Source organism: Emticicia sp. SJ17W-69, assembly GCF_051209875.1.
GTDB lineage: Bacteria > Bacteroidota > Bacteroidia > Cytophagales > Spirosomataceae > Emticicia.
The window spans coordinates 3,797,756-3,816,006 of sequence record NZ_JBNTQY010000001.1; the positions used below are offsets into that span (position 1 = coordinate 3,797,756).

General features: G+C 36.9%; 9 protein-coding genes. All 9 read right to left on the reverse strand.

The genetic code is table 11. From position 1 onward, the window contains the following. Positions 1 to 236: 236 nt before the first annotated feature. Entirely contained in the window at positions 237 to 1,076 is an 840-nt protein-coding gene (locus tag ACQUQZ_RS15380; protein ID WP_435355907.1) for a hypothetical protein, read from the reverse strand. Positions 1,077 to 1,129: 53 nt separating this feature from the next. Next, the gene (locus ACQUQZ_RS15385) at positions 1,130 to 1,840 is read right to left on the reverse strand and encodes a hypothetical protein (protein WP_435355908.1); all 711 of its coding nucleotides are present in this window, start codon (positions 1,838 to 1,840) and stop codon (positions 1,130 to 1,132) included. Positions 1,841 to 1,872: 32 nt separating this feature from the next. Further along, positions 1,873 to 2,442 carry a hypothetical protein gene (locus ACQUQZ_RS15390; RefSeq protein ID WP_435355909.1) on the reverse strand — a complete coding sequence of 190 codons (570 nt, stop codon included), beginning with the start codon at positions 2,440 to 2,442 and terminating at the stop codon, positions 1,873 to 1,875. Positions 2,443 to 2,523: 81 nt separating this feature from the next. Continuing rightward, positions 2,524 to 7,650, reverse strand: a complete 5,127-nt coding sequence (locus tag ACQUQZ_RS15395; protein ID WP_435355910.1) for an Ig-like domain-containing protein — start codon at positions 7,648 to 7,650, stop codon at positions 2,524 to 2,526. A gap of 120 nt (positions 7,651 to 7,770) precedes the next feature. Continuing rightward, positions 7,771 to 8,997, reverse strand: coding sequence for a hypothetical protein (locus ACQUQZ_RS15400; RefSeq protein ID WP_435355911.1), 1,227 nt, complete (start codon positions 8,995 to 8,997; stop codon positions 7,771 to 7,773). Positions 8,998 to 9,062: 65 nt separating this feature from the next. Beyond that, positions 9,063 to 13,901, reverse strand: a complete 4,839-nt coding sequence (locus tag ACQUQZ_RS15405; RefSeq protein WP_435355912.1) for a hypothetical protein — start codon at positions 13,899 to 13,901, stop codon at positions 9,063 to 9,065. A gap of 90 nt (positions 13,902 to 13,991) precedes the next feature. After that, positions 13,992 to 14,720 carry a hypothetical protein gene (locus ACQUQZ_RS15410; protein ID WP_435355913.1) on the reverse strand — a complete coding sequence of 243 codons (729 nt, stop codon included), beginning with the start codon at positions 14,718 to 14,720 and terminating at the stop codon, positions 13,992 to 13,994. A 152-nt stretch (positions 14,721 to 14,872) separates the two neighbouring features. After that, positions 14,873 to 15,772, reverse strand: a complete 900-nt coding sequence (locus ACQUQZ_RS15415) for a hypothetical protein (protein WP_435355914.1) — start codon at positions 15,770 to 15,772, stop codon at positions 14,873 to 14,875. Positions 15,773 to 15,810: 38 nt separating this feature from the next. Beyond that, complete coding sequence (locus ACQUQZ_RS15420) at positions 15,811 to 16,638, reverse strand: hypothetical protein (RefSeq protein ID WP_435355915.1); 828 nt, start codon at positions 16,636 to 16,638, stop codon at positions 15,811 to 15,813. Positions 16,639 to 18,251: the final 1,613 nt, after the last annotated feature.

The following is an 18,251-nucleotide window of genomic DNA, read 5'->3' on the forward strand; positions in this document are numbered from 1 at the left end:
ATTAGTTTTTAGTAATACAATATTGTATGGATTTAGTAGGTAAGTATCATAAAAAAGAAATTGATTATCAGATGTTTGCTTTGCAAATTCAAGCTGCGTGAATTTAGACATTCCTTTTACTGCTGGGTTACACTTACATATTGAATCAATCATTTAATAATTTGGCAAAACGATAGTAAGGTATCTGTTTCCAAATACTTAATAATTTTCGTAATAATTCTTAATTTTTGACTTCCCTAATTACGATGTAGTATTAATTTTCTACCAAAAACATTCTTGCCTATTTTGACTCTCACCACCAAACTTTGACTTGGAACCTCTAAAGGGACTTTAATTATCTTTTTTTCTAACTCTCTTTTGGTGGTTTTGAATTTCAATATTTCTTTACCCAATTCTGTTGAAACAATTAGATCAACTTCCTCAGAGTCATTCACTCCTGTTAAATTAACTTTGAAGTCTTCTTCTGTTGTATTTGGATAAAGTATCAATTTTTCCCCTTCAGAAGATTCTACTAAAGTCGTTTCAACTGCTAATACTTTAGCATTGTTCTTGAACTCATTGGTATAGTTACGCAAATAAACTTCATTGGCATTCTCATCATTAATTGTATTTGAAAAATCACCTCCTTTCATTCCAGGAGCGGCTGAATTGGGGTCTTTGCTATTTTCAAACAGTTTCACATCTAATGGATTAATATCTTTAGATAATGAGAAATAAAAAACTAAAGATTCATTACCATCGATTAAATCAGTTTTCGCTCCCATTGTATTTATAGCATGATAATCAACCAATGGATTTGCTTTTGGTGCAAAAACGTGGGTATTATCTTCCCAAGAGCCTCCATCAGAAGGAATTATTCTTAATTTTTCATCAACAGCCGATGTAGGAAGTACAACAGTTATTTGAGATGGTCCTAACAAAAAATCCTTCTTTGTGAAGTTGGGCCTTGCATATACTTCATATTTATCTGAATCAACATTATATTTCAAAGTAAGTTCTAAACCTTTTTGAGCAAATGTTGCCTTGCTGACAATAAATAAGGCAAATATTAAAGATGCTATTTTCTTTTTTTTCATTGTATTGTAGATTACGATTTAAAAACATACTATTTTGTCAAAAGCACATTAAATTATTTTATTTTTGTTAAGACAACTGGCAAACAAATTGGCTTACAAACACATACATTCACTGGAAAAGGGTTGGATAAATCAAAACAAGAACCAGTAATAGTGTTATAATTATTACCAATTGCTAAATTTGAAATATTCCCAGTATAGCTTACCGCAAATACATTAAATGATTGAGTTCCTGAAAATCCACTAAAAGTTGGTGTTGAAGCTATCTGCAAAATTGTTCCATTTATGTTGGTCAGTATATACTGGGTAGTTCCATCTGTTGGTGGCGGTGTTGCTGGATTCAAAGTAAAACTTGAAGTAGTAAAATCGCACTGTCCATTATTAGATGGCAAACAAACGCTTACAGTTAGCGGATTTGATAAATCGCTGCATGATGCTGTTAATGATGATAAAAGTCCCCCAGCAAATAAACCAGTGACCGTATTATCATTGATATAGCTAAAGGCATAGATATCGTATGTTTTCGACTGTGTGATACCCGTAAAACCTTGTGTTGATGATATTTGATTTATAATTCCTGTGTTATGGTCAACCAGTAAGTATGATGTCAAACTATTACTGGGCAGTACCCCGGCAGTCCCTATATTAAAAGTAATATTGGATGAATTATAATCGCAATTAGTTTGAGCTTTTGACACAAAAGAATACACAATTACCATGCTAAACATTATTACTTTTTGAAATATTTTGTGTTTATTTTTCATGAATGTAATATTTATTATTTGACGTTGAACACTCATTTGATAAGTTCAGGTGCAGTGATATTACACGTAAAACAACTTGTACCAGAATTACTATAATTTACATTATACACATCTTTTAATGCACCATTATCAATGGTATTACTAAAATCACTAAGGTTCATACCCGATGCAGACGATGATGGATCTGAGCCATTCACAAATAAACGAACACCATCTCTACATTGACCGTCTGAAAAAGTAAATGAATACAATAAAGTTTCTGAGTTTGCCGTCAAAGCAACAGGTTGACCACTTGATTGGACTGCATGGAAATCATGGTTTAAATCTGAAGCTGGAGCATAAACCACATTGTTTGCTAAGGCTGACCAACCACCAGCATTTACAGAAGTAATTGATAATGTATTATCTGGAGCTGTTGCTGGTACGACTACTGTTATTTGTGATTGCCCCCATGTAAAAGAGGGGTCTGTAAAGTTCGGTTTTGCATAGACTTCATAACGACTCAGTGAAGTATTCCACTTAACTGTCAAATCAATCTTATTTTGTGCAAATGAGGTCATTGCTATCAACCCTAAAATTGCAATTAAAAAAACTTTTTTCATGAGCGTATTTGTTTAAAAATTTGCTTTTGTAAGTATAGACGGTAAGTAAAACTCCCGCCTATACTTAATTAAATTATTTATTTAAGGAATCTGCTCGACCATAAAGTCGAAATTATAAGTTTTATTTATAAAGTTATTTGGGAACTTATTGATGATGTTAAACAAGATGAATGCAGCATCAGTACTTTTTCCTTGATATTTTACTTTACCATCCATATTAATATCACCTACCTGATATACTGGAGTTGCAAAATCATAATTATAATTTTTGGAACTATTACCTTGATGATTAAGCACTTGGTTTAATATCATTGTTGGGTCTGGATTTACGCCAGAATATTTCACTTTGATATCTGTATTTATGGCATTACCTGCCCAAAGTCCCATTTTACCATTATCAAGAAGTACTTCTTCAGAACCATTGTATGATCCAAGACTATTGTCTCCTAAAACAACACCTTTATCCCATAATTGAGCAGCTGTCATGCTTGTGAAATCAACTAAAGTTCCTGTCGTAGTCAACATAATTGGAGTTGCAGTCATTGCACCTAAGTGATTACGATGTTTAATAGATACATAATAGCTTGTTCCAGCAGCACCAATAAAGGTTACAGGAGTCATACCATCATTTGCTTCTACTACATCACCATCTCTTTGGACAAGAGCCGCTCTTGTTTTAAGAACCGTTGCTGGATTAGTTGCATCTCTCAATTCTACAAAAACCCAATCTACAATCGCATTGACACCAGTAACATCAAGCACTCCCGAACCAATAGTTTGTCCACCTGTATCAGAAACTTTGTTGAAACGGCTATTGTTCATGGCTGTGTAAGGTTCTATAGTTGGAATAATTCCTAATGAACGTAAGTCATCACGCATAAAGGCTTCTGTACCTGTACTTGGAGAAAAGAATGCTCCTTGTAAAAACACCTTCGCTTGTAATTTGGCATCGGTATTCACTATACATGCTGGTGCAGTTACTTCTATCACTCTTGGTACGCAACCTTTTTCGGTTATTGTCAAACTTACCGCTCCTGTCAAATTCACAAAACTACCAGTACTTGATGTTACAGTTGTCTCTGGTACAGTTGCAATATTGATATTAAAGCTACCATTGCCATTACAAACTGTACTATAAGACAAACCTTTATCTCCATCTTCACAACTTGGTGTTTGGCAATCCAATGGAGCAATTACTGTTATTTCTTGAGAGGTACATGTACTTCCACTCAATGGATTTCCAGTAATTATGATATTCACCAATGATGACACAGTTATTGTTCCACTCGAAGTTGTTCCACTATTCGATTTTTGATTAATCGTACCAAAGCTTACACTCAAAGTTCCATTACTTATTGAATATGCAACTAAATATGTTCCATTACCTGTACAGACAGGCTGTCCTACACTTAAACTAACAGGTGTAGTACAAGTTACTAATGGCGGACAGGTAGGAGAATTTACTTCTAAAGCACTGGTTTCTCCGCAATTACTCGTTGAAGTTAAGCGTACCTTTACCCCTACTGGAATATTAGTAACTGTTGTCCCAACTATTGTTCCTTGATCACTTGTTACTGCTCCATCACTACTGAAAGTTACACTGTAACTACCTGTTCCTGCACATAAGATATTCTCTATTGTCAAAACTGGTTTAATACAGTTGATATTCACAGTCACTAATGCAGTATCGCAGACAGTCGGATTTGCTTTATCACATATTTGATAGATAAATGTATCGGTTCCCGATGCGTTTGCATTAGGGGTGTAAGTAATTGTACCATCTGGATTTACATTTACAGTTCCTTTATTTGGAGCTGTTGTTACCAATGGCTTCGTTACTTCTGTCAATACCGCTGATGTGCCATCAGGATTTTTGTCATTCGCCAACACTTGTATAATTTTTGATGTACCTACTGTTAAACTTGCATAATCAGGAATTGCACACGGAACTTTAATGACATTCACTGGAGTAGTTTCGCTATAACACTTCGTCGTTCCATTATAGAAAACTGCATAGTATGTACCTCCACCAACAACTGTTGGATCTGCTACTTTATTCCCTGCTGTTGCTGGAGTTGCTGTGTGCCACTCAAGTATTGTTCCTGCTGGTAGATTGCTTGCTTTAATTTCCGTTAAATCGGCCGTTCCTATTGAACAATTTGTATTCAATGCTGATAAACTCAACGTTGGTTTTGCTAATAAACTTGGGCTTAGTAAAGTTACATTAACCGCATTTGATACACAACTTGCTTGCATTACAGTAATATTGCTATATGCTGCAGCAGTCAATCCATCAACAATATATGAAGTCGTTGTTGCATTAAATGGAATCGGAGTTTGTGATATTCCATTTTTAGTATAGTTCAATATATAGTTTAAACCCTGTGCCAAACCTGTCACTAAAAGTTTACCTTCATTTCCTGGCAAGCAGGAAATTGGATCAATTCCAACTACATCAATAATTGCACCACCAGGATTTGACAATGAAGTATTTAATGTATTGGATATACATCCTGCTTGATTTACATTTATACCTGTGTAGTTTGCAGCTACTAAGCCTGACAAAGTAAATGACGTTCCTGATGCTATAAATGTTGTACTCGCTTGTTGTACGCCATCCTTTACATAATTAAGGATATAACTTAAACCTGAAGTCAAACCAGTAATTATTATCGATCCGTTGTTAGCTCCACAAAATGTTGGTTGAGTAATTGTACCAAACCCAATCACTGCTGGTTCTGGATCAACAAGTATTTGTGATAAACTATTTGACATACATCCACCATTTGAAGCAGTAATATTGCTATATGCACCAGCTGTTAAACCATTAATTGTATATGAACCTCCAGTAGCATTATGATTTATTGAAGTTTGCCAAATACCATCTTTTTTATACTTAATCTCATAAGTGGTACCAGGTATTAGTCCTGTAATTGTTATCGAGCCATCTGAACCTTTACAAGTACTCGGGTTATTCGATGTCATTGAAATAACTGATCCTCCTGGGTCACTCAAAGTCACAGATAAGCTATTGGAAGTACATCCAGAATTTGTTACCCTAATGTTAGAATAAGTACCACTTAATAAACCTGCTACCTGATATGAAGTACCTATCGAAGTAAATGAGATTGGTGTTTGTACAAACCCATCTTTACTATAGTACAAAACATATTCAGTATTTGGTGCTAACCCACTTATGGTAAACGTTCCATCATTTCCAGAACAAGTCGTCGGATCAGTTTTTGTTCCTAAAGAAATAATAGCGGTGATTGGATCCGACAATGCTTTACTTAAAGTATTTGATATACAGCTATTATTTGTAGCTACAATATTGGTATAGTTTGCTGCTGTCAAGTCAGTTAATGTGTAAATTGAACTTGATGCAGTAAACAGTCCTGTTGTCTGTTGTATTCCATTTTGAAGATAGTTTACAATATACTGAGTACCAGGAGTTAAACCATCAATTTGAATAAATCCATCATTCAAACCACAAACGCTTGGGTTCTGGCTTGCACCTAAAGTTATAGTTGTACTTGTAGGATCAGATAATATCATCGACACTGACGTTAAAACATCAATCGAACAAGTGGTGGTTGAATTTGTAATAATGAAATTATCATAAGTCCCTGCAGTTAAAGTACTTAACATAAGACAACCATTGGCATCTGAACTTGAAGTAACTGGTGTTTGTGATGCACCATTCTTATTGTAAACTACCACATAACTTGTATTTGCATCCAATCCACAAAGTTTAATGGTTCCTTCAGTTCCTGCACAACTTGTAGGGTTTGTTTTTGTAAAGTTACTACTTGTCAATGTAATTAATGGATTTACATTGACGATAATACTAACTGCTGAGCTTTTACAAGTTCCTGTTACACACGCCCCATAATAGGTAGTTGTTACTGTTGGACTTACTATGTTACTTACAACTGTAGTTAGGACGGCATCAGTGTACCATGACATTGTCCCTGTTGAACAAGTCGCTGACAATGTGGTACTTCCACCTGAACAAATGCTACTTGGACTTGCATTCGCACTGAGTGGTGCTTCTGGAGCAATAGGATCTGTTAAAGTAACATCTATTCCATTACTGCCATTTACACATGTTACACTACTCGCTTTAATATTTGTATAAATACCTGCTGTTAAACCACTAATAATTATACAACCACTTGCATCGGAAGTTTGCGATATTAATGAACTGGCTGATACTCCGTTTTTATCATAATTAATTGTCCATCCTGAGCTATTGGCTGGCAATCCACATATTTTAATACTACCATCACTTGCCCCACAGGTAGATGGATTTACATTATTGTTAATAGTATTTGTAAGTATTGGACAGCATGTTGATATTGTTACTACTACACCAGCTCCAGAGGGACTAAAACAGTTATTCACTGCATCATAGTAGGCTGGATAATATGTACCTGAAGTACTGACTGCCGTTGGGTCAGTTACCATATTTGTAACTGATGGAGTACTTGACGTAAACCACTTCAATGGAGCTCCATCCGCACTTGTGAGTGGACTTGCATGCGATGTTAAATCAACTAACGCTGATGGACATACGTTTGAAATGGTTATATTCCCGCAAGAATTGATAGTAACTGATATTGGAGCACCGACTGGGCTAAAACAATTATTTGAAGCATCATAATATGTTGCGTAATAGTCTCCATTTTCTGCCACCTGGGAAGGATTACTCACTTTATTTGAAATATTTAGTGGTAAGCCTTTTATCCATACTAAAGTAGTCCCTGCTGGTGCTGTACCAGTAACGTGGCTCGTCAAATCAACGAATGTAGTAGGACATACATTGGATACAGGTATCCCTGAGCAGCTCACTAAAACTGCTCGAATTGCTCCACTTGTAGGACTGTAACAAGGCGTACCTGGTGTCACATCTTCATAAGCTGCATAATAATCTATACCAGCGGATGAGGTTGGAGCCTTCGTAGGGTCACCAAGGTATTTATTGCTCGAAGTAGCTGGCGTTGCTGTATGCCATGTCAATGTTGTTCCTGCGGGATGACTATCTACTACATGTTTAGTTAAATCAATGGTTGTAGGGCTTGAAATATTACTACAATCATTGGTTACAACTAACTGTCCATAAGAGTACATCCGCACAAAAATCAGAAACAGCACAAGAGCATTCCTCAATAGGCGAGCTATTTTGATATTTGTTGTCAAAGTATTCATATTCTTTCCATAATAAAATTTAATGAATTAATAATCAAAGTATTATGAGATGTTCTACCATATCATATTTTGCAAATGATTTTATACGAATCAAAATCACTCAGCATGATAGTCAATTCATTAATGAACCGATGGTGCAACACTTCCTGCATTACAAACCGCAGATACATTTAGTGTATATGTACTTGTTGCACAATTATTTGCATTATTGGCATCACATACTTTAATACAGTAGGAATATGTTCCTGTTGTTGTTGGCGTTATATATGAATACGCTCCTGTACTTGCATTTGTAATTGTTAAATTACTACTTGCTGGCAAGGGAGTTGTACCTGCTGGAGTTGGCGAACAAACTGTTGTACTATAAATATAAGAAGTTGCTCCAGTTGGATTCATCTCCGTTGATGCTGTACCAGTTTGTGTCCCACCATTGGTATTCCCTGTTTTTGGAATAGTTGGATTTGATACTGAAATTACTGCAGCAGCGTTGATTATGGCAGAAACAGGGCAGGTTATTGTAGAAGCATTATTGCCAGACATGCTTATTGTTAAGGTCTGTGAACCCGAACCACCACCATCATAATTTATTGGAATATTAACTGAGGTTTGTCCTGCTATTAAATTGGTACTGTAAGTAGTTGGATTAGTTGCAAAATTTGCAGCAGTTGTTTCTGAAAAATTATATGCCCCAGCAGAGATTCCTGTAAGCGAAACTGTAATACTTGCTGATGCCGTAGTTCCTGCTGTAAATGTATTTGGATTTAATGTTATACCTGAACAAGATAGTGAAGGAATGACTTCACAAGCAGCAGTATTTAGGTCGTAAGAGCTTCCATCCCACCCTTCACGGGCTGAAGAAGTTGGAGTATCTTGTACTACTAAAGAAGTAACATAAGAAACACCAGCGTTTAACATCTCTGAACCAGTATAGATATTCAAACTTCCTCCTGCACAAGCACCTGAAAGGGAAAAATTAAATAATTCCGTTGCGGTATTAGCTAAATAATTAGTAGCACTTGATGGGCCATTCCCTGGCACAAATGAAATATAATCACTTCCTCCATTAGTATATTTTGAATTTCCAAGCCCCCAATTATTACCTGGACTATTAACAGTTATAACATTGGAAGGTGACCAAGTACCAGATGGCCCTACTATTGTAATTGTAGCATCTTGTAAAATCTGAAATGAAATATCAGATGGAGCTTTGAAGTAAACATGATATATACCATTAACATCACGAGTAACCGACAATGAACCCACTGTTTGTGCATCTGCTATAAAAGATGTCAAGAATAGAATAGCTACTATAGCTATCCTTCTTAAAAATAATATACCGTTTTTCATTTTCCTAATTGTTTTGAGAGAAAAGGTAGCCTGATTATACAATCAGACTACCAAAGTTTAATTAATTAAAATGACTGCTGAATAACAAATGTTTTCGCTCCAGATGTATTACTTGGGTGCGTAGCAATATTATTCGTGATAACTAATCTATCTGATGCTAATGTCGTTTGGCGAGTTACTCCATCCATATTAGTATCTGTTGAATAATAACCTGGTACCTGAGAAGTAGTGTTTCCAGTTGGTGCAATGCGATTAGTAATTGGTACAGCATCACTTTTCGTCGTTGTTTGCCTTACATCATCTGCTGGAAGAGAGCTTCCAATACCTGTTGCATTACCTGCCCACATTGCTTTTACAGAGCCTACTGTTTTTTGGCCATTTGTACCATAGGTCGCAGTACTTGGCAATGTAAAGTCAATTGTTTGAGCTGTTGTATTTAAAGCAATTGGGTTTTGTGCCATCACACCAATATGATTGCGGTGGCGTATTGCTACATAATAGTTACCTGATGCTGTTGCAAACTTCAACGGTGTTGAACCATCTGGATTTCGTAAAGTTCCATCACTCGATAATAAAGCGGCTATGCTTTCAATAATGTTAGAACCACCAGTGCCATTTCTTAATTCTACTAATACCCAATCTGTTACTGAGTTAGCAGCCAATGTACTACCTGTTGTTGATGCACCTTTACCATAAGGGTCTGTTAATGGTATTAGATTTTGAGTATTCAATACAGTTGTCATGTTTGTTCCAGACAATGGACCTTGTAAAAATACTTTTGCATTTATGACTACTGAGTTAGCTGCATCAGCTAAATCTGGTAATCCATCGCCATCACTATCTGGTAAGGTAAACTTATCATCTGGTCCTAAAGTACCTCGTTCTGTTGTATCTGGAATTCCGTCATTATCATCATCGGTATCTGTCACATTTGGTGTGCCATCATTGTCGGTATCCAATGCCTTACCTGCTTGTTCTGATGTATCAGCAATGCCATCGCCATCATCATCTGTATCAGTTGCATTTGGTGTGCCGTCATTGTCTGTATCCAATGGATATTTATCATTTGAATCTAATATCCCATCGTTATCATCATCTGTATCTGTCGAATCTGGTATTCCATCGCCATCTGTGTCTAAGACATCTACTAAATCTGGTAATCCATCTCCATCACTATCTGGCAAAGTGTACTTACCATCTGGCCCCAAAGTGCCTTGCTCTGTTGTATCTGGAATACCATCATTATCATCATCGGTATCGGTCACATTTGGAGTGCCATCATTGTCGGTATCCAATGCCTTACCTGCTTGTTCTGATGTATCAGCAATGCCATCGCCATCATCATCTGGATCAGTTGCATTTGGTGTGCCGTCATTGTCTGTATCCAATGGATATCTATCCACTGTATCTGCCAATCCATCATTATCATCATCTGTATCAGTTGAATCTGGTGTACCATCTCCATCTGTATCTAAGACATCTACTAAATCTGGTAATCCATCTCCATCACTGTCTGGCAAAGTGTACTTACCATCTGGCCCCAAAGTACCAATTTCTGAATTATCCAATACTCCATCATTGTCATCATCGGTATCGGTCACATTTGGTGTGCCATCATTGTCGGTATCCAATGCCTTACCTGCTTGTTCTGATGTATCAGCAATGCCATCTCCATCATCATCTGGATCAGTTGCATTTGGTGTACCGTCATTGTCGGTATCCAATGGATATTTATCCACTGTATCTGCCAATCCATCATTATCATCATCTGTATCTGTCGAATCTGGTATTCCATCGCCATCTGTGTCTAAGACATCTGCCAAATCTGGCAATCCATCTCCATCACTATCTGGCAAAGTGTACTTACCATCTGGCCCCAAAGTGCCTTGCTCTGTTGTATCTGGAATTCCGTCATTATCATCATCTGTATCTGTCACATTTGGAGTACCATCATTGTCGGTATCCAATGCCTTACCTGGTTGTTCTGATGTATCGGCAATACCATCTCCATCATCATCTGGGTCTGTCGCATTTGGGGTGCCATCATTATCAGTGTCCAATGGATATTTATCAACTGTATCTGCCAATCCATCATTATCATCATCTGTATCAGTTGAATCTGGTGTGCCATCTCCATCTGTATCTAAGACATCTGCTAAATCTGGCAAACCATCTCCATCACTATCTGGTAAAGTGTACTTACCATCTGGCCCCAAAGTACCAATTTCTGAATTATCCAATACTCCATCATTGTCATCATCGGTATCGGTCACATTTGGTGTGCCATCATTGTCGGTATCCAATGCCTTACCTGCTTGTTCTGATGCATCAGCAATGCCATCTCCATCATCATCTGGATCAGTTGCATTTGGTGTACCGTCATTGTCTGTATCCAATGGATATTTATCCACTGTATCTGCCAATCCATCATTATCATCATCTGTATCCGTCGAATCTGGTATTCCATCGCCATCTGTGTCTAAGACATCTGCCAAATCTGGCAATCCATCTCCATCACTATCTGGCAAAGTGTACTTACCATCTGGCCCCAAAGTGCCTTGCTCTGTTGTATCTGGAATTCCGTCATTATCATCATCTGTATCTGTCACATTTGGAGTACCATCATTGTCGGTATCCAATGCCTTACCTGGTTGTTCTGATGTATCGGCAATACCATCTCCATCATCATCTGGGTCTGTCGCATTTGGGGTGCCATCATTATCAGTGTCCAATGGATATTTATCAACTGTATCTGCCAATCCATCATTATCATCATCTGTATCAGTTGAATCTGGTGTGCCATCTCCATCTGTATCTAAGACATCTGCTAAATCTGGCAAACCATCTCCATCACTATCTGGTAAAGTGTACTTACCATCTGGCCCCAAAGTACCAATTTCTGAATTATCCAATACTCCATCATTGTCATCATCGGTATCTGTCGCATTTGGTGTGCCATCATTGTCGGTATCCAATGCCTTACCTGCTTGTTCTGATGTATCAGCAATGCCATCGCCATCATCATCTGTATCAGTTGCATTTGGTGTGCCGTCATTGTCTGTATCCAATGGATATTTATCCACTGTATCTGCCAATCCATCATTATCATCATCTGTATCTGTCGAATCTGGTGTACCATCGCCATCTGTGTCTAAGACATCTGCCAAATCTGGCAATCCATCTCCATCACTGTCTGGTAAAGTGTACTTACCATCTGGCCCCAAAGTACCTTGCTCTGTTGTATCTGGAATACCATCATTGTCATCATCGGTATCGGTCACATTTGGTGTGCCATCATTGTCGGTATCCAATGCCTTACCTGCTTGTTCTGATGTATCAGCAATGCCATCGCCATCATCATCTGGATCAGTTGCATTTGGTGTGCCGTCATTGTCTGTATCCAATGGATATCTATCCACTGTATCTGCCAATCCATCGTTATCATCGTCAGTATCTGTCGAATCTGGTATTCCATCCCCATCTGTATCTAACGGCTTAGAAGTTGCACTATAAGGATCTGAACCTGCTGCTGCTTCTGTTCCATTGGTAAATCCATCACCATCACAATCGGCTGCTGCCCAAATTGAATTATTTGCATTATACCCTGTGTATCCCGCAGGTTGTGCAGGCAGACATGGATTATTAATTCCCCCTGCTGGTTCGTTTATATCGAGCACTCCATCACCATCGGAATCTGCTGGCTTTGAAGCTGGGTCATATGGGTCTGAGCCTGCCGCTGCTTCTGTTCCATTGGTAAATCCATCTCCATCACAATCGGCTGCTCCCCAAATTGAATTACTTGCATTATAACCAGTGTATCCCGCAGGTTGTGCAGGCAAACATGGATTATTAACTCCCCCTACTGGTTCATTTCCGTCTGCTACTCCATCACCATCTGCATCACAAGCAATAATTGTTACTACAACTGTAGAAGTTGCTGAACCTGCTGGTGAACCACCATAACAATTGGCTATCGCATCATAAAAAACCGCATAATAAGTACCAGCAGCAACTGCTGATGGGTTTGCAACTTTATTGGCTGCTGATGCAGGTGTAGCTGTATGCCATGTAATTATACTTCCATTAGGTGTATTACTTGCTGTAATTGTTGATAAATCTGCCGTTGTCGCAGGACATACATTACTTTTCGTTGACAAACTAAGTATTGGTGCTGTTGTACCAGCCGAACACCCAATACCAACTCCAAGTGCTTTAATTCCACTTACCATAGTACCACTTAAAGTACTATTTTCAGTATTACCACTTGCTCCTGTTGTGCCTGATAGATTTACCCACTTGCTGCCATCCCATCCTACCAAACGCAGTTGAGAAGCAGGGCCAAAACTACTTAAATCTGGAATAGAGACTGTAACAGTAATTCCTGCTGTTGAACCAGTAATTTCTATCCAATCCCACTGCCCCACTGAACTTACTGAACTTACGCCCGTACCTAAAGCTGTAAGGCTGTGTGTTGCATTATCTGTTGGGTCAGTAGTAGTACCTGGATTTCCTAATATCCATGCTGCACCATAAGCCGCACCGTTCGGAACTGTGCCACTTGTGGTCAAGGTACGTAGATCAGTACCTGTACCAACGGGAAACGTAAAACCTTGATTGGCTGCAGTTACGTAGTGCTTTACATAACCATTAATATTATGTGTATCATCTGCTTCTGTATATATAGCAGTACCGTAGGCTGCAAAATAGCCTGGCGTGGCGGTGCGTGCTGTAGCCCAGTTAGTACTGGTGCTGAGGCTTATGCTGCCATAATTGACAGCCTCGGCTCCTGTTGGTACATAATTGCCTGTTTGTGCATAAGCTATTGTAAAACCCAAGAGGAAATAACAAAGCCACAAAAAGGAGAACCACGGCCTTTGAGTTGGTATAGTTTTATTATATAACATATTTTTTATATATAAATGATGACCTTAAAGAAGCAAGGCTTTAGAGACCTTACGACTCATTAAATTAACAACATCGTTTGCTGCTTGAGATTAGTTTTTATAAACCCTCATGAAGTAAATAGGACTAGCACCAGATTGTGCCTGAACTACAACATGAGCATTAATTGTGTAATAACGCACGTCAGCGGTTGTTTTATCAACCAAAATTACTTGAGTGGTTGAGCCTTCCGTGTTTGCTACTCCAAAAAAAACAACGGGAGCCCATGACCCTGCAAGAAGTGAACCTGTCTTGTAGTCTGTACCAGAATTAGTAGTTAGCCCCCAGAATCTATAAGAATGATAGTATTGTTCATTAGGAAGAGAATGTTTCAATTCTATATTGCCAGCACCGGTAGTTGTGTTAAAACGGAGAGAAACAGGACCAAGATTCAAAACAGAAGTTAGAGGTGTACTTGCATCAATGACAGCACCTTTAGATGCAAAATCTCCAGCATTATCACCCACATCTCCATTCACCTTCATACGGCCCCATTTTGTACCATCATTTACATAAATGCCTGGTGTTAATTCAGATGTCGTTGCCGTATTATAAACTACCATCCCTTGTACATGTGAAGGTAATGGGCTGGCTGACGTTAAGGCTGTTAAAGCTACTCTTGGAGGCAAGAAGCCTTTATTGGTTGCTTCTACTTCAAGTATTGCCGAAGAATTAAGCGTAGTAGAGTTGCTACCTACTTTTAATTGAGCATTGACATTTTGCGATAAAATTACTCCTATTACAATTAGGGAATAATATTTCAATTGATAAATAAATTTCATTGGTGATAAATGTTTTATTGTTAATAATTATTTTATCTATGGATATAAAAGACTGCGAAAGCTTACCTCTTTTAATACTAATCTCTGTTATTAGTCAAAGAAAATATTACTTTTCACATTTATAACTTAATTCAATTAGATACTAAACACAATTAGTTACTTGCCTTTATTTGCTCGATTTTTAAGTACGTCTTGGTTGATGAACATGTTCCATTCGGACAGTTTATAGCATTTGCTACTAAAGAGTTATTGGGAGCAGCTAAAAAGAAGTACAAATTATAAATCGTCTTATCATTCGCATCTGTAGTTGTCCATGTATATCTTCTAAACTCTGGTGCCCCACCAAAATAAACATCCTCATCCCCCCAACCCGAACCATAAGTCACATCGTTTAAACTGGTGCCATTGGCACCGCCATTTCCATACCATATCCCCGATGCCGCAATTGTCGTAGCATTATTCCCATTATGTTTTATTCCATCAATCCAGTGCGTTTCATTGTTCCAAATAATTGTTGGTGTACCGATATTACTTCTAATTTGTAGGTCTGAATTAGCAATTGTAACACCTGCTTCAACTTTAACTCTAACTGAGAATTTACCATCAGGAGATGTTACCTCTCTCACATACCCAGTTCCAGGAACATTAGTACTTGTTGAAATATTTTCATTAGATAGGAATAATGGTCCGACCGTTGCAGAAGAAGTAATATCAGCATTAGAATTATTATTGGTATTAATCTCTGAACCATCTAACTTAATCCACTTGGAACCATCCCAAAAAACATAACCTTTGTATGTTAGTCCAGCAGCACCAGTATTATACACTAATAGTCCGGTAGCTGGTGTAGGAATTGTCACTTGATCAGTTATACTCGTTAAAGCTATTCTTGGCAATAGCACCCCTTTATTAGTTGATTCAACCTCTAAAACCGCCGAAGAAGCCAAATTCGTTGGATTACTACCAACTTTTAATTGTGCATTAACATTTTGTGAGAAAATAATTCCTGCCACAATTAAGAGACAAGATTTTAAGTTATTAATGAATTTCATTGTTACCGATTTATTATTGTGAATAATTTTATTAAAATTTATCGTAATCGCCGTGCTGTAAAATGCCCCTTTACTACTCCATCAATTTGTATTAAATAGTAGGTAAATGAGTACCATTCGCCATTAGGAAATACTAAATAGCCAGTATCATATTCTCCAGCACCGTTATCAGATAAGGACAGATTATTATCTCCATCAACAATATAGGAAGCTGCACCTGGGTTAATTATTGTTTTTGTACCTCCCGAATAAGAATTACCTGTACTAATAGTGGCAATACTGTATGTGATAACCTGATTGGTTGTATTATATAGAATTGGTCGGTTATTTGCACCCCAAAAGTCGAGTCTTAAACCATTAATGACCAAATATCCCTCAGTACTACCTTGTGCTTCAGATAAAAACTTATTATTGTTATTGTTTGCGGTGCCTCCTACTTTGTTTGACATGTATGTCTTGACTGTACCCGCAGCTTGAAAAACTGTAGCTGGAGCTTCTCCGACAAATGCTCGTTCTTCACCAATCGTCCATCCTACCAAAGAAGACGAAGACGATTGTTTATATAGTTTAGCCCACTGGGTACCATCCCATACATACAGGTTGTTTGCGACTACATCATTAGGAGCTGTTCCTGCTGTAGCAGTATTAAACACTACAAGACCTATGGCAGGTGATGGTATTGTAGTTTGATCCGTAATGCTTGTTAGAGCAACTCTTGGGGGTAAAAAACCTTTATTAGTTGTTTCTATTTCTAACATTGCCGATGAGTTTATAACCGCTGGATTATCTCCTACTTTTAGTTGAGCATTGGCATTAATTGTCAATACTGTAATCAGTGCTGATAAAATTATTTTTATTGTTTTCATGAATTCGTTTTACTTAGGTATAAGTGTAGTTTCAAAATGAAATTTTTGAGAGCCTCATTAATTTTCATAGTAATATTATATCCACAATTAAGTAGTATAGGTGACCAATAGATTGGTTTAAAAGTTTTATCATCACCCCTATTAATTAAAAATCTTCATCAACCAGTGTCCCAAACTGTCACACTTTTTATTAGTATATTATTAAAAATAATAGTAGATTTAGCATACTTTTTTGGAGACCCCTTGAATACTTTGGTTAGAATCCCAATATTTGTCAAACTCCAATGATTCATTTGGAGAAGTATCATCATTGATAAAAATATAAGTTGTTTCATATCATTTACAAGATTAACTATGGCTATTAAATTGACCAGTTAGAGTTAAAAATCTAATGCTAAAAGGTTTCCAAAATTTGACAAAGGCATAGCAGCCGTACATCATCGTACTGTAATAACATAATAAATACCCATAAGCATTTTAAATTGACACTACAATCCTTTCCACAGTACCTTTTTTTTTAAAGGCACTGGCACATACATAATCCTAATCCATTTGATTAATGATAAATTGGCGGCTAACGTACCTCTAAAGTAGTAAAGGTAAATGTCTTTGCGATGACGATAACAATCTATTGTCATCCCAACGCCAATCTGATAAGCTACATGTATAAGCTCTTCGTAACCTAAAAGTAAGCTGCCTCAAAAAAACTGATGGATATAATAAAAAGAATTGAAGAAATTTGTGACACAACGAAAGCAAAAGCGATGTATTTGTTTTAATAGACAATACAAATACATCATTCTTTAGTCGAATGTCATGATTAGTAGAAGAATTCAAAAATCTTGAATCCGTAAAACCATTAAAAATAGTTCTGTTGCCATTCCCCCGTCTCTTCAACAACATGAAGATCATACAAAGTGAGGCCTTTGTAAATAGTTTAGTCATTTCACTCTTTTGGTTTATATTTACTTTTTGGTTTATATTTTGGGTTTTATGTTCGAACCCTAACGATATGCTAAATCAGTTTGAAAATATTATGTTGAAATTATTGAGCATATAATATTTTCATCTTATCACTTATTTCAAGAGCAAAGGTTTTTACTTTATTGAAAGCTTTAAAACAATTGGGGTAAACAAGTTTTTGGTGCAGTGATTACCCCACTGTAAAAAATATCTTTTGCTATTGAATTAAACCTAAGCTCAGATGTTGAACTAAAGTATAATTATTTCTATGCCATTTTGAATCCAATATCAATAAATAGACACTTTAAATGGTGATGAACAACAGACTAAGGTGTTGAAATGATTCTAACTCAACTAATTTTTTATTTATGAAGCCAATTGCCGCCCTTAACAAATACTATGCCAAAAAAAATAAAAATCTAATAAACTATCATTTTATCAAAATATTTTGAGACAAAATATTTATTATCGAGTAAAAAAACAATACTATCCTATTCTCAAACAGCTGATAATTAACACTTTATATCTATTTCCAAATCTATTCTTTGCCATTAACTATTTTAAACGGACTGGCAAAATTATCTGATTTTTATTATCTAAATCAAAATAAAAACATTGGGGATAAACAAGTTTTATCCTGTGTCTATCCC